At 66.7% G+C, this 14268-nt stretch carries 8 protein-coding genes; 4 read left to right on the top strand and 4 right to left on the bottom strand.

The genetic code is table 11. From position 1 onward, the window contains the following. Positions 1-18: 18 nt before the first annotated feature. Positions 19-1191, top strand: a complete 1173-nt coding sequence (locus tag SB4_RS09090; RefSeq protein ID WP_058752326.1) for a mechanosensitive ion channel family protein — start codon at positions 19-21, stop codon at positions 1189-1191. Here SB4_RS09090 and SB4_RS09085 read toward each other — a convergent pair. Both SB4_RS09085 and SB4_RS09080 read right to left on the bottom strand, forming a co-directional pair. Continuing rightward, on the bottom strand, positions 1173-2225 hold the full coding sequence (locus SB4_RS09085) for a DUF2167 domain-containing protein (protein ID WP_241488560.1): 1053 nt from the start codon (positions 2223-2225) through the stop codon (positions 1173-1175). The two genes, SB4_RS09090 and SB4_RS09085, sit on opposite strands and share 19 nt — an antisense overlap. Before the next feature lie 46 nt (positions 2226-2271). Then, a complete protein-coding gene (locus SB4_RS09080) occupies positions 2272-5202 on the bottom strand; it encodes an L-glutamate gamma-semialdehyde dehydrogenase (RefSeq protein WP_082670078.1) in 2931 nt (976 codons plus the stop codon). Between the two features lie 580 nt (positions 5203-5782). On the opposite strand from SB4_RS09080, the gene SB4_RS09075 reads away from it, so the two are divergent. After that, positions 5783-6262, top strand: coding sequence for a pyridoxamine 5'-phosphate oxidase family protein (locus tag SB4_RS09075; RefSeq protein WP_058752324.1), 480 nt, complete (start codon positions 5783-5785; stop codon positions 6260-6262). A gap of 95 nt (positions 6263-6357) precedes the next feature. On the opposite strand, the gene SB4_RS09070 is transcribed toward SB4_RS09075, so the two are convergent. After that, positions 6358-7575 carry a polyhydroxyalkanoate depolymerase gene (locus tag SB4_RS09070; RefSeq protein WP_058752323.1) on the bottom strand — a complete coding sequence of 406 codons (1218 nt, stop codon included), beginning with the start codon at positions 7573-7575 and terminating at the stop codon, positions 6358-6360. Positions 7576-7804: 229 nt separating this feature from the next. Between SB4_RS09070 and SB4_RS09065 the strand changes: the two genes are divergently transcribed. Continuing rightward, positions 7805-9592, top strand: coding sequence for an ABC transporter transmembrane domain-containing protein (locus tag SB4_RS09065; RefSeq protein WP_058752322.1), 1788 nt, complete (start codon positions 7805-7807; stop codon positions 9590-9592). Positions 9593-9730: 138 nt separating this feature from the next. Next, positions 9731-11680: a glycoside hydrolase family 84 protein gene (locus tag SB4_RS09060; RefSeq protein ID WP_058752321.1), complete on the top strand. Its 1950-nt coding sequence runs from the start codon at positions 9731-9733 to the stop codon at positions 11678-11680. On the opposite strand, the gene SB4_RS09055 is transcribed toward SB4_RS09060, so the two are convergent. Further along, positions 11664-14159 (bottom strand): family 20 glycosylhydrolase, encoded by a 2496-nt coding sequence (locus SB4_RS09055; protein ID WP_058752320.1) that lies wholly within the window; start codon positions 14157-14159, stop codon positions 11664-11666. The two genes, SB4_RS09060 and SB4_RS09055, sit on opposite strands and share 17 nt — an antisense overlap. Positions 14160-14268 lie beyond the last annotated feature (109 nt).

Raw genomic sequence — 14268 nt, 5'->3', positions numbered from 1 at the left:
GATTTCCAAGGAGTCCCCATGGCGAAATCCTCGCCCAAGGCGCCGATCTTCGACGGCTCCCGCATCCCCGATCAGGTCGGCGGCATCATCAACGCCACCTCCTGGTGGGTCCAGCATTACTGGCTGAAGGTGCTGATCGCGATCGGGTTCGGCGCGGTCATCGTGCTGGCGCTGCTTTGGGTGCGCAAGCTAGGCGACAAATTGTGCAGCCGCCCCGGCTTTGCGGGCGGCTGGGGTGTGATCCTGGGCCATGCCATTGCGCGCACCAACCTGTTCTTCATCGTCACGCTCGCCGCGCAACTGGTCGCGGGCTATGCGGGTGCGCCGGGCGAGGTCGCCAAAACGATCAGCTTCCTCTTCACCATCGCCAGCACCTTCCAGGCCGCGATCTGGGCACGCGAGCTGATCCTGGGCGCGATCGAGCATCGTACCCAGTCCGAACATTATTCGGGTGAGGCGCTGCTGTCGGCGATGGGGCTGATCCGGTTGCTGGTGACGGCGGTGCTCTTCGCCATCGCGCTGGTCGTGGTGCTCGACAATCTGGGCGTCAACGTCACCGGCCTGGTCGCGGGTCTGGGTGTCGGCGGCATCGCCATCGGTCTGGCGGCGCAGGGGATCTTCGGCGATCTGTTCGCCGCCCTCGCCATCATCTTCGACCGGCCGTTCCGGCGCGGCGACAAGATCGCCTATGATAATACCACCGGCATCATCGAGGCGATCGGCCTGAAATCCACCCGCATCCGCGCCTTTACCGGCGAGCTGCGAATCATCTCGAACCGCAACCTGCTGGACAAGGAAATCCAGAACCAGACGGTGCGCCACCATATCCGCCTGTCACTGACCATCGGCGTGGCCTATGAAACCCCGCCCGAGACGCTGGCGCGCGTGCCGGACATGCTGACCGAGATCGTCGAGGCGGAGGGCGGCAAGGTCGCACGGTCGAGCTTCGAGAGCTTCGGCGCGTCGAGCCTCGACTTCGTGCTGCAATTCGACGTGCCCGGCGACGACTGGGCCACCGCGCACGCCACACGCAACCGGGTGCTGGTGACGTTGATGAAGCGGTTCGCCGAGGAGGGGATTTCCATCCCCTATCCCACCCAGACCACCTACACCGCCGCGCCGGACGGGACGCTGGTCATGCCCTATCCGCAGGTTCAGCCGGTCGAGGTGCATCAGGCCGCTGGCGGCTGATCCTCGGCGGGCTTTGGCGCGGCCGGAGCCTCTGAGGATAGGGCGTTCGGATGCTCGGCTTGCAAGGCGGTATCAGCGGGGGCCGCTTCGCCCTCCCCACTCTGCTCCGCCTCCTTGCGGCCGAACAGCTTGCGGCCCCAGCGCATCACCGCCATGCCCGCCGCGACGATCAGGACGATGAACTTCTTCCCGAAGCCCAGAATGATCGCGAGCAGCCCCAGCTTCTTGGCCGCCGCCACGCCGACGCCAGCCGCGACCAGGCCTGCCAAACCATATTCGGCCGTCTTGTCAGTCGAGGCGTCGTAATCGGCATAAGTCTCGCCCCGGTCGAAGCTCGCCGCACGACCGAACTCCGCCGCCGCCGCGCGCACCTCGGACAGATGCGCCATGTCGGAAACCATATTCAGGCTCAGCACCCCGCGCCGCCCGAGCAGCCGCACGTCATAGTTGAGCGAGTCCGGCCCCTTGCTGCCCTCGAACTTCAGCTGGCGCGCCCAGACCAGCGAATGGTCCTTGGCATCATAGGACGGAGGCTGAGCCCAGCCGACGATCTGGACCGCCGAAAAGCCCTGCTTCTTGCGCTCCTCGTTCCGCTCCTTGGCGGCGTCGCGCATGTCGGACAGGACCTTGTCGTAATCCTGTTCGGCGGCGTCCTTGTCGCTGACGTAACCGGTGTCGTCATAGGTCACGACCGCGCCCCAGACATTGTCCGACGCCGTGGTTCCCTTAGGCAGAACCAGACCCAACACGTCGCTGACCGCATCGGCCGGGTTGCCCCAGACCTGGGTCAGCACCTTCTTGGCATCGTCGGCGGGCAGGAAATAATAGTGGTCGCCCAGATGCAGCGTCGCCTTGGCAGGGGCGATCACGACGTCACCCGTCTGCTTGTGCAGGCCCTGCTCGAGCGCGCGCAACTGCGCCTCGGCGCTGTTCGACGTGGGCGCCGGATCGGCCGCCATCGCGCCGCCAGACCAGTTGCCGACCACCAGCATCAGCGCCACGGCAACGGCGCGCGTTCTCCGCCAATTCATCATTCCCCCCTCGCCCGCCCTCCCATGGCGGACGAAGGGAGAATAACGATCAGATCCCGCCTTCGTCCAGCGACAACAGCGTCGCGTTGCCGCCCGCCGAGGTCGTGTCGACCGACACCGCCCGCTCCGCACAGAAGCGGTACAGGTAATGCGGTCCGCCTGCCTTCGGTCCGGTGCCGGAAAGTCCTTCGCCGCCAAAGGGCTGGCTGCCGACCACCGCGCCGATCATCGAGCGGTTGATGTAGAGGTTGCCGACCGCCGCTTCCGCCTCGATCACCTCGCCCGCCCGCGCGATGCGGCTGTGCAGACCCATGGTCAGGCCGTAACCCTTGGCGTTCACCTTCGCGATCGTCTCGGACAGGGTGCCCGCTTCCCAGGTCGCGACGTGCAGGATCGGGCCGAACCATTCCTGGGTCAGGTCTTCCACGCGGTCGAGCCGGATCAGCGTCGGCGGCACGAACAGACCATCCGCAGGCGCGTCGAGCGTCTTGATCGTCTGCGTGACCATGTCGGCGCGATAGGCCATCAGCTTGTCATAGGCCGCCCGGTCGATCACCGGGCCGACATCGGTCGCCGGATTGCCGGTGGAGCCCAGCACCAGCGTCTCCATCGCGCCCTTCAGCATTTCGATGACATTGTCCGCGACATCCGCCTGCACGAGCAGGAGGCGCAGCGCCGAGCAACGCTGCCCCGCCGAGCGGAAGGACGAGGTGATGACGTCGGCCACCACCTGTTCGGGCAGCGCGGTCGAATCGACGATCATCGCGTTGATGCCGCCGGTCTCGGCGATCAGCGGCACGATCGGGCGATCGTCGTCCGCGACCAGGGTCCGCGCGATCCGCTTGGCGGTGGCGGTCGAGCCGGTGAAGGCGACGCCCGCAATGCGGTGATCCTCGGTCAGCGCCTGGCCGACATCGGGCCCGCCGACCGCGAGCAGCAGCGCGTCACGCGGAACGCCCGCGCGGTACGCCAGTTCGACGGCCGCCTGCGCGATGGCGGGCGTCTGTGGCGCGGGCTTGGCGACGACGGTGTTGCCGGTCACGAGCGCCGCCACCGTCTGGCCGAGGAAGATGGCCAGCGGGAAGTTCCACGGCGCGACCGTCGCCCAGACGCCGCGCCCTTCGAGGTGCAGCGTGTTGCGCTCGCCCGTCGGTCCGGGCAGCTCGACCGAACCCAGCCGCGCGCGGGCCTGCTGCGCATAGTAACGGCAGAAATCGGCGGCCTCGCGGACCTCACCGATCGCGTCGGGGATGGTCTTGAACGCCTCCTGCACCAGGATCGCCATCAGCCGCTCACGATCCTGCTCCAGCAGGTCGGCCAGCTTTTCCAATACGCTGGCGCGGGTATCGAGCGGCGTCGCGTTCCAGGTCGGGAAGGCTGCCTGGGCCCGCGCGACCAGCGACGCGACATCGGCGGTGGCGGCGACCGGCTTCACAGCGGGCGCGTTGACCGCCTTCACCGTGGCGTCGAGCGTCGCGATATCGCTCAGGTCGATGCCGGTCGAGTTGCGATGGCCCGGTGCAAACAGGTCGACGGGCAGCGGGATGCTCGGGTGACGCGCACCACCGACGGCGGCGATCTTGGCGACCGGATCGGCGAGGATCTCCGCCTCGGTCAGCCGCGCATCGGCGAGCTGGTGCACGAAGCTGGAATTCGCGCCATTCTCCAGCAAGCGGCGGACGAGATAGGCCAGCAGGTCGCGATGCCCGCCGACCGGCGCATAGATGCGGCACTTGTGACCATGCTCGCGCACCAGCCGCTCGTACAGGCCGTCACCCATGCCGTGCAGCCGCTGGAACTCGAAGTCGTGGCTGTTGCCCGCCCATTCGAGGATCGTCGCGACGGTCAGCGCATTGTGGCTGGCAAAGGCGGGGCGGATATTCTCGGCCGCCAGCATGTCCTTGGCGACCGCCAGATAGGACACGTCGGTCGCCGCCTTGCGGGTGAACAGCGGATAGTCGTTTAGCCCCTCGACCTGGGTGCGCTTGATCTCGCTGTCCCAGTATGCACCCTTGACTAGGCGCACGTTCATGATCCGGTCGAGGCCATTGGCCCAGGCGATCACCGCGCGCGCGCGCTTGCCATAGGCCTGCACCGCCATGCCGAAGCCGTCCCAGCCCTTCAGCGCCGGGAGCGCCGCAACGCCGCCGATGATGTCGAGGCTCATCTCCAGCCTTTCGGACTCCTCGGCATCGACGGTCAGCGCAATGCCCTTGTCCGCCGCCTGCCGCGCCAGCTGCGCCAGCATGTCGGTGAGTGCTGGCACGCACTCGTACGCGCGCGGCAGTTCGTAGCGCGGGTGGAGCGCCGACAGCTTGACCGAAATCGAATGGCCCGCCGCCGGGTCCGAACCCACCGCGTCGATCGCCTTCACATAGGCCTGGAAATAGCGCTCGGCATCCTCATGCGTGCGGGCGGCCTCGCCCAGCATATCGAAGCTGGCGGTGAAGCCCTTGTTCTCGGGCTTCTTCATACGGCGCATGGCCTCTTCGATGGTGCGGCCCATCACGAAGATCTCGCCCATCATCCGCATCGCGGCACCGACCGCCTGGCGCACGAAGGGCTCGCCCGCGCGCGACAGCAGCCGCTTGAGCGGCCCCGCCTCGCCCTCACCCACCAGCGCGCGGCCGACGACCAGGCCCCAAGTGGCGGAGTTGACCAGCTTCGACGCCGACCGCCCGGTATGCGCGCGCCAGTCCGCCTCGCCGAGCTTGTCGGCGATCAGTAGATCGGCGGTCTCAGGGTCGGGCACACGCAGAAACGCCTCGGCAAGGCTGAGCAGCGCCACGCCCTCGGACGAATTGAGGCGATATTCCTGGAGGAACTGGTTCACCCAGCCGCGATTCTGCGCCGCGCGCAGATCGGCGAGCAGGCCGGAGGCATGGACCATGATCCGCTCGCGCATCTCCGGCGTCGCGGCGGCGCGGTCGAGCAGCGGCTTCAGGACATCGGGTTCGGGCGCGCGGTACAGCGATTTCATGGTCTTGCGCGCGTCGGCGGTAACGGCAGAGGTCATAGGTCTTCAGGTCCGGTCGGGCGACCCGGCGCGCGACGATGCGCTGGCGGGTCGCATGGCTATGCTGTGATGGACCAGCGCTTAGCGGGAAATATGGGGATTGGGTATCGTTTGATACGATGTGGGGCGCGGTGCAGCGCCCATCGCCGGAATTGAATTTTTGCACTTTTAGTGTATATGGAGAGGAGGCGAGGACATCCGCCTTTCTGTAGAGCCCCGGCTGTTGCAGCGGCCGGGGCTCAAATGCCTTTGGGGCCCAGGTTGCAGCCCGAGCCCCGCCGGGCACCCTACCTGTTGCGAACGTCGATAATCTTCACGACTAAGGTCGCGAAGGCTATGACGACGCCCAGGATCAGGCACAGATCGGCTACGGACATCCGTGGTCCTTTCTGTGAGTGACAGCGAAATTGCCGTCGCGGACCTTGTGGCGCATCAAAACAGTAACCGCCACACGCTTTCCTATAGAAAAGCATTCTGCAAGATTCCCGCAACCATCCCCGCCCCCGCATCGTTCTCCCGCCAAACCCCTGAAAGGAGAGCCACGATGGCCGATGACAGCCCCCAGGAAATCGCCGCCAAGTTCCTCGACAAGCTGAAGAGCAGCCCGTTCGTCATGATCAGCCTGAACGACGGTCAGCATTCGGAGCCGATGACCGCGCAGATCGATGACGATCAGCCCAACACGCTGTTCTTCTTCGCCGGTCGCGACAACCGCATCGCGAGCGGCGGTGAGGCGATGGCGCAGTTCGTCGGCAAGGGCCACGACTTCTTCGCCTGCCTGGCGGGCCATGTGTCGAAGGACAACGACCCGGCGCAGATTGACAAGCTGTGGAGCAATCAGGTCGAGGCTTGGTTTCCGCAAGGCAAATCGGACCCGAACCTGACGCTGCTGCGCTTCGACATCAATTCGGCCGAGCTGTGGGAAACCGACATCTCGATCTCGGGCCGAGTGAAGATGCTGTTCGGCGGCACGATCCGCTCGGACGAGTCGTCCAGCCATGCGGTGGTCGGCTCGGTCGCGTAACCCGCGATCACCGGAATGCGAAACGCCCGGAGGCCTTGGCTTCCGGGCGTTTTTCTATGTCCTTCAGCGCCGCTCCACCAGAGCGGATGCGGGGATCAGGCGTTCGCCTTGATCCATTCCTCGACCACCGGTGCGATGCGGTTGCGCCATTTCGAGCCGTTGAAGATGCCGTAATGGCCGACCTTCTCGGCCATGTAGTAGCGCTTCTTCTCGTCCGACAGGTTCGTCGCCAGGGTCAGCGCCGCGCGAGTCTGGCCCAGGCCGGAAATATCGTCCCGCTCGCCCTCGATCGCCAGGATGCCGATATCGGTGATCGCGCCCGGATCGACGCGCTTGCCATGGTGCAGCATCTCGCCCTTGGGTAGCGCGTGACGCTGGAACACCAGTTCGACGGTCTGGAGATAGAATTCCGCCGTCATGTCGCAGACCGCGCGATATTCGTCATAGAATCGCTTGGTGGAGTCGGCGCTTTCGCCGTCGCCCTGGACGAGATGCTTGAACATCTCCCAATGCGAAATCATGTGGTTGCCCAAGTTCATCGACATGAACCCGGCCAGCTGCAGAAAGCCCGGATAGACCCGCCGTCCGGCCCCCGGATAGGTCATGGGCACGGTCGCGATGGCGTTCTGCTCGAACCAGGCATGGGGCCGCTCGGTGGCGAGCAGATTGACGGCGGTCGGTGCCTCGCGCGTATCCACCGGCCCGCCCATCAGGGTCAGCGTGCGCGGAGTGCAGGGATGCTTGTCCGCGCTCATCACACAGGCCGCGACATAGCAGGGCACCGAGGGCTGGCAGACCGCCAGCATATGCGCGTTCGGACCGATCTCGGTCAGGAAGTCGATGATATAGTCGACATAATCGTCGAAATCGAACCGCCCGTCCGACAGCGGGACCAGCTTCGCATCGCGCCAGTCGGTGATGTACACCTCACAGCTCGGCAGCATCCGCTCGACCGTGCCGCGCAGCAGCGTGGCATAATGGCCCGACATAGGCGCGACGATCAGCAGCTTGGGGCTGTCCTCCACGCCCTCGCGGCGGAAGCGCTTCAGCTGGCCGAACGGCTTGCGCAGCATGATCTCCTCATGCACCGCCACCTCGCGCCCGTCGATCTCGGTCTTCGTGAGGCCGAAAGCGGGCTTGCCGCGCGGCGCGGCGGCATGGGCAAATACCTCCAGCGCAGATCCCATGATCGCGCCGCCGCCCAGATAGGCGAAGGGATTGGCCGGATTCTGGAGCAGGCCCGCCCCGAAATTGGCCAGAGCACTGGCGCCCGCCAGCATCGAGCGTTGCATTTCATAGGCGTCGTACAGCATCGTCGATTCCCCTGCGCTCCGCCGGACGGAGCCCTGATGGCCTTTGGTCTAGCATGAAACCGTTTTCGCATAATGACCAGAATATGGCCGTTGCGTCATAGTGCCGGTGTCGTGACAAAACCGTGATACGCTATTGTCCGTCTAAACGCGCCGAAACGGCGAAACGATGCAGAGGCGACGACCGCCGCCGTTGAGCCGCTGTGCGCACGCTGCTAGGCCCGGTCGCATCATGGCCAGACCCGCCGCTTCCCCGCAATCCGCCCCGATCCCGGCCAGCCGCCGCCTCAGCAACCTGAAGATGGTGTGGCGCTACACGCTGCGCTATCCGGCGCAGATCGTCGCCGCCTCCGTATCGCTGGCGGTCGCGGCGCTGGCGACGCTGTTCATCCCACGCACCTTTCAGAAGGTGATCGATCATGGTTTCGGCAAGGTCGCCGACACCGGCGATATCGCGCCCTATTTCCAGGGCCTGCTCGCGGTCGTCGTGGTGCTGGCCATCGCCACGGCCTTTCGCTTCTATTTCGTGTCGTGGCTGGGGGAGCGGACGGTCGCGGATATCCGTATCGCGGTGCAGGCGAACCTCTTGCGTCTCGCCCCCCGCTATTTCGAGGAGAATCGCCCGTCCGAGATCGCCAGTCGGTTGACCGCGGACACCGCGATCATCGAGCAGGTCGTCGGCTCCACCGTCTCGATCGCGCTGCGCAACACGGTGATCGGGATCGGCGGCACCATCTATCTGTTCGCGCTGTCGCCCAAGCTGACCCTGTCGCTGCTGGTGTGCATCCCGGTCATCGTCCTGCCCATCGTCCTGCTGGGTAAGAAGGTACGCGGCTATTCGCGCGACAGCCAAGACCGGCTGGCCGATATCGGCGCGACCGCAGTGGAGACGCTGGGCGCGATGAAGGTCGTCCAGGCCTTCGGCCAGGAACGCCGCGAGGCCGAGCGGTTCGAGCTGGCGGTCAGCAACGGCTTTGCCACCTCGCGCAAGCGCTTCCTGCTGCGCGCGCTGATGACCGCGATGGTGATCGGGCTGTTCTTCGGCGGGTTGACGCTGCTGCTGTGGGAAGCGGTCGCCGATGTCGCGAGCGGCCGTCTGTCGGGCGGGTCGCTGACCGCGTTCGTCGTGACGGGCATGCTGGTCGCCGGTTCGTTCCAGGCACTGACCGAGGTCTGGGGCGACATATTGCGCGCCTCGGGCGCGGCGCAACGGCTGGCCGAACTGCTGGCGGAACAGCCGGAGATCGCGCCGCCCCCCGCCCCCGCCGTGCTGCCGGTCATCCCGATGGGTGCGCTGCGGTTCGAGCATGTCGTGTTCCACTATCCGACCCGACCCGAGGTCGCGGCGCTCAACGACTTCTCGCTCGACATCCGGCCCGGCGAGACGGTCGCGGTAGTCGGCCCCTCGGGTGCGGGCAAGTCGACGCTGTTTCAGCTGGCCGAGCGATTCTACGACCCGCAGGACGGCAACATCTCGCTCGACGGCGTGTCCTTGCGCGATGCCGATCCGGCGGCGATCCGTGCGCGCATCGCGATGGTGCCGCAGGAGACGGTGATCTTCGGCGCCTCGGCGCGCGACAATCTGCGCTATGGCCGGTGGGAGGCGAGCGACGACGAACTCTGGGCCGCCGCCGAAGCCGCCAATGCCGCCGACTTCCTGCGCGCGCTGCCGCAGGGGCTCGACACCTTCCTGGGCGAAGGCGGCGCGCGGCTTTCCGGGGGCCAGCGCCAACGCATCACCATCGCCCGCGCGCTGCTGCGCGATGCGCCGATCCTGTTGCTCGACGAAGCGACAAGCGCGCTCGACGCCGAAAGCGAGCAGCTGGTTCAACAGGCGCTGGAGCGGTTGATGGCAAACCGCACCACGCTGGTCATCGCCCACCGGCTGGCGACCGTGCGCGCCGCCAAGCGGATCGTGGTTATGGATGGCGGCCGGATCGTCGAGCAGGGCCGTCACGCCGAGCTGATCGCGAATGGCGGGCTCTATGCGCGGCTGGCGAGCCTGCAATTCCACGATTGATATAGCCGCTTTAGCACCAGTTTTGAGCTGAAGGTGTCCTTCAGGCCGCTTGCCACAAACCCGAGGGTCAGCGCGCTTGCAGCCCGCCCCCCACTCCCCTACCCTCCAACAATACCAGTTCAATACCGGAGGTTGAGGATGACGCGGGCGGCAAACATAGGAATGGGCGCGGCCCTGGCGGCGATCGCGCTGGCGACGCTGGCCCCGGCGGCTCAGGCGAGCCCCGCCACCCTGCCCGCGATCTTCCCCGCCCCTGCCGCGATGACGCTGAGCGACGGCACGGTGACTCTGGGCCGCGCAGTCACGCTGATCGTCGCGCCGGGCATCGAGCCGGAAACCGCCGCGCTGGTCCGCGATCTGCTGGCCAAGGCCGGTGTCACCGACATCGCCACGGCCCAGCGCCTGCCCGCCTCGCCCGACCGCCCGACCATAGTGATCGGCCCGGACAGCGCCGCCCTGGTCCGTGAGGCCCTGTCGCGCAGCAACACCAGCCCCGACGATGCCCGCGAAGGCTATACGCTGACCGTCCTCGCCTCGGGTCGCAGCGGCCTCATCACGCTGGCCGGGCATGATGCGGACGGACTGTTCCATGCCGCCCAGAGCTTCCGCCAGTTGCTGGCCCGCCAGACCATCCCGGCGCTGACCATCCGCGATCATCCCGCCATGCCGATCCGCGGCACGATCGAAGGTTTCTACGGCAAGCCCTGGTCGATGACCGACCGGACCAAGCATCTCGACTTCCTCGGCCAGATGAAGGCCAACACCTATGTCTACAGCCCGAAGGACGATCCCTTCGCCCGCGACAAATGGCGCGATCCCTATCCCGCCGCGACGTTGAGCGCGCTGGGCACGCTGGCCGCGCGGGCCAGGGCGAACCATGTCGATTTCGTCTATGCCATCTCGCCGGGGCCGAGCATCTGCTTCTCCGACCCGGCGGACGAGCAGGCGCTGCTGCGCAAATTTGCCGCCCTGCGCGGGATCGGCGTGCACAGCTTCTATGTCGCGCTCGACGACATCGAATATCAGAAGTGGAATTGTGAGGCGGACAAGACCGCCTTCGGCCCCTCGGGCGCGCAGGCGGCGGGTGTCGCCCAGTCGAAGCTGCTGAACGCGGTCCAGGCCGATCTGCTCAAGCAGGACCCGGCCTCGCGCCCGCTGATCATGGTGCCGACCGAATATTATGACGCCAAGGAAAGCCCGTACAAGGCGGCCCTGCGCGCCAATCTGAATCCGCGCATCGTCGTGCAATGGACCGGCACCGACGTCGTGCCGCCCGCCATTTCCGTCCCCGATGCCAAGGCCGCGACCAAGGCGTTCGGGCGCAAGACGCTGCTCTGGGACAATTATCCGGTCAACGACTATGCGAGTTCGGCCGGGCGGCTGCTGCTCGCGCCCTATGCCAAGCGTGAGGCCGGGCTGTCGTCAGAGCTGACCGGCATCCTGTCCAACCCGATGAACCAGGAAGCGCCCAGCCGCGTCGCGGTGACGGGCGTGCTGGCATTCGGCTGGAACGACAAGGGCTATGACGCCGACCGCACCTGGCACTATGCCGCGCGCGATCTGGCCGGGAATGACACCCGCGCGACGGCGGCCCTGCTGGAGCTGTTCGACACCCAGCATCTCGCCCCCACCTTCGGCAGCCAGCCCTGGCAGGAACAGGCCCCCAAGCTGAAGGCGCTGCTCGACCATGTTCGCGAGGCGCTGGCGAACGGTGACGAGCGCGAACGCCTCGCGGCACTGGCCGAACTCCATGCCAAGGCCGATGCGCTGGCCGATGCGCCCGACACGATCCGCGCGGGCGTGGTCGATCCGGCCTTTGCCGAACAGGCCTCCCCCTGGCTGGAGGCGATGCAGCTTTGGGGCCGCGCACTGCAGCAGACGGCCGCCGGACTGGACGCCGCCGAGCAAGGCAATGCGGCGGCAACCCGCTACTTCGCCGATGCCAAGCGCATCGCGGATCAGGCGGCCGCCGTTCAAAGCATCAAGGGCGCGGTGCGCTTCGACGGACCGATCAAGATCGCCGACGGCGTGCTCGACCGCTTCATCGCCGACGCACCCGGCCTGATCGCGGTTACGGCGAAACCGTAACCGTCCGGCTGGCGCGGCGGCCATCGGGGGTGCGGGTGCGAAGCTCGACTGCCCCCTTCACCGCCACCGGCCCGGTATAGCGGGTCCAGGCGGAGCCGCCGCTGCGATACTCAATCGGCGTTCCGGCGAACTCGGTGTTCGCCTCCAGCCTGCCATTCGCGATCCGCGCCCCCGGCGGGGCCAGGCGATAGGTCACGCCCGTCCGGTCGAGCAGCCGCATCTGCACGCCCATCCGCCCGGCGAAATCCTGCCACCCGGTCAGCAGCTTCGTCCGGTCGACACGAGGATCGTTCGGCTGATAGCCGCTGCCCGCGACATAGGCAGGCTCCCAGTCCGGCTTGCTCCACGCCCGCTCGGCCAGCGCCAGCAGGCGGGGGAAGAGCATGTAATCCACCTGGCTGTCGCGGCGCACCGTCTCGCTCCACAACTGCGCCTGTATTCCGGCGATGCCGCGGCCCGGCTGGAGCGGCACGGTGTCGGCAATTGCCTTGGGCTGAGCGAGGATATTGGGGATCAGCGCAGCGTTCGCGGCAAGATTGCCCGGCATGAAGCCGAACACTTGGAAACTGTCCACCCCGCGCGAGGCCCAGTCATAGCCGGTCTCGTTCGGATCGGCGGCATAGGGCATGTCGAAATAGCCGAGATCGGGGATGGACAGCACCGTCTTCCACCCGCGATTGGCCTGCTCGTGCGCCTCGGCGACGCCGCCCGCGTGCAGGTTGCTCCAGATATTGGTCTGGACCTTTGCGGGCATCTTTGCCGGATCGGTGTGGCCCAGCCCGTCGCTCCACCCCGCGACCGCGATGCCGCGCTTAGCCAAGTCGGCGGCGATCCGCTCGATGAAATAGGCCCCCAGCTGCTTGGGCTGCAGGCCCGTCTTGCCCATCATCACCTTGCAGGCGGGCGACTGGACCCAGGCCCCCGCCGTCTCGTCCGCGCCGATATGATAGGTGGTCAGCGGCACCCCCGCCGCCTTGTGGAGCGCGGCGATGGCGTCGATCACCGTGTCGATGAAGCGATAGGTGCTGGGAATACAGACGTTCAGTGTGTTGTCGTCATAATGCTGGACACTGGAATAGCGGGTGGTGTCGCCCGGCTCGACCAGCCGGAAATGCTCGGCCCCCGCCTTGTCGCCCTTGGCCATCAACCGCTGATAGCGCACTTCCATCGACCGGATGGCCGCGCGCGAATGGCCGGGCATGTCGAATGAGGGGATGACGTCGATCTGGCGCGCGGCGGCGGCACGCAGGATGTCGGTATAGTCGGCGGCGGTCAGATAGCCGTTGGTGGCCGCATCCCTGGCGGGGTCTGCCCCCAATTGCGGCGACAGGCAGCTCTTCTCGGTCAGATCGGTGCAGCGATAGGCACCGATCTCGGTGAGTTCGGGCAAGCTGGCGATCTGCAACCGCCAGCCCTCGTCATCGCCCAGATGCAAATGGAGCTTGTTGAGCTTGTAGGCCGCCATCTGCTCGATCAGCTTCAGGATTTCGGCCTTGCTGTGGAAGTTGCGCGCCAGATCGACGTGCAGCCCGCGAAAGCCGTAGCGGGGGGCATCCTCGACGATCAGCGGTCGGAGCGCCATCCCCTCCGCCGCCATCTGCTGGGCCAGCGAGCGAAGCGCATAGGAGGCCCCCGCCGCATCCGCCGCCGCGACGGTCACGCCACCCTGCCCGATGCTCAGGCGATAGCCCTCAGGTGCGATCCCCGCCTGCTTGCGGATGGTCAGCGGCACCGTTCCCACCGGCAATCCCGCCAGCGCGGGCGCGATGGCGGCGCGGGTGAAACCCTGGGTGGTGACGCGCAATCCTTTGGACAGATCGACCGGCGCCCCCGTAGGGCGCACGGCCTTCACGGATCGGGGCAGGATCGCGACATCGACCGGCGTCGCGGCCCCCCGCTCGGCATAGAGCGCAAAGGCGCGCTCGGGCGTGCGCCAGACCGTCTGGTCGTCGGGGGCGCTGCGGGCGAGCGCAGCTTCGTCGGTCATCGGGGCGACGAAAGGCAGCGTCTCCAGCCCCGTCTCGGCGTCGGTCCCTGTCCGGGTCGCGGCGATCACGCGCGGAGCAAGGCCCTCGGCCGCCAGCATCGCGTTGGGCATCATGTGATTGCGCGAGAAGAACGCGCCCAGGCCGGTCAGCTTCACATGATAGGTCTGGCCCGGCTTCAACTGCTGGCCGGGCTTCAACGTCAGGACGTTCAGATCGCCATTGATCGTGCGATTGTCGAAAATGTTGCTGTCGATCTTCAGCACCGGGTTGACCAGGCTGTAGCGGATTTCGACCGGCAGGCTCGGAGCGCCCTCCGGCACGGCGATGGCGATATCCGCCTCGAAACAGCGCGGCGTGCCGGTCGGGCAGGATGCGGGACGGTTGGTGAGGATGGTGTAGCGATAGCCGAGCGTCGCCGCGAGCCGGTCGAGATCGGCCTGCGCGCTCGGCGCCGCTGCCAGGATCGCGGCCGAAGCCCATAATGTCATCATGTTCTGCCCGTCCCGCTACGCCGTACTGGTATTACATTGGATCATGACCATAGAACTCCTCCCCTGCAAGGGGAGGGGGACCGCCGCGAAGTGGTGGTGGAGGGGTGTC

The organism is Sphingomonas sanguinis (genome assembly GCF_001476905.1).
Classification (GTDB): domain Bacteria; phylum Pseudomonadota; class Alphaproteobacteria; order Sphingomonadales; family Sphingomonadaceae; genus Sphingomonas; species Sphingomonas sanguinis_B.
This window is presented reverse-complemented; position numbering and strand designations above follow the sequence as displayed.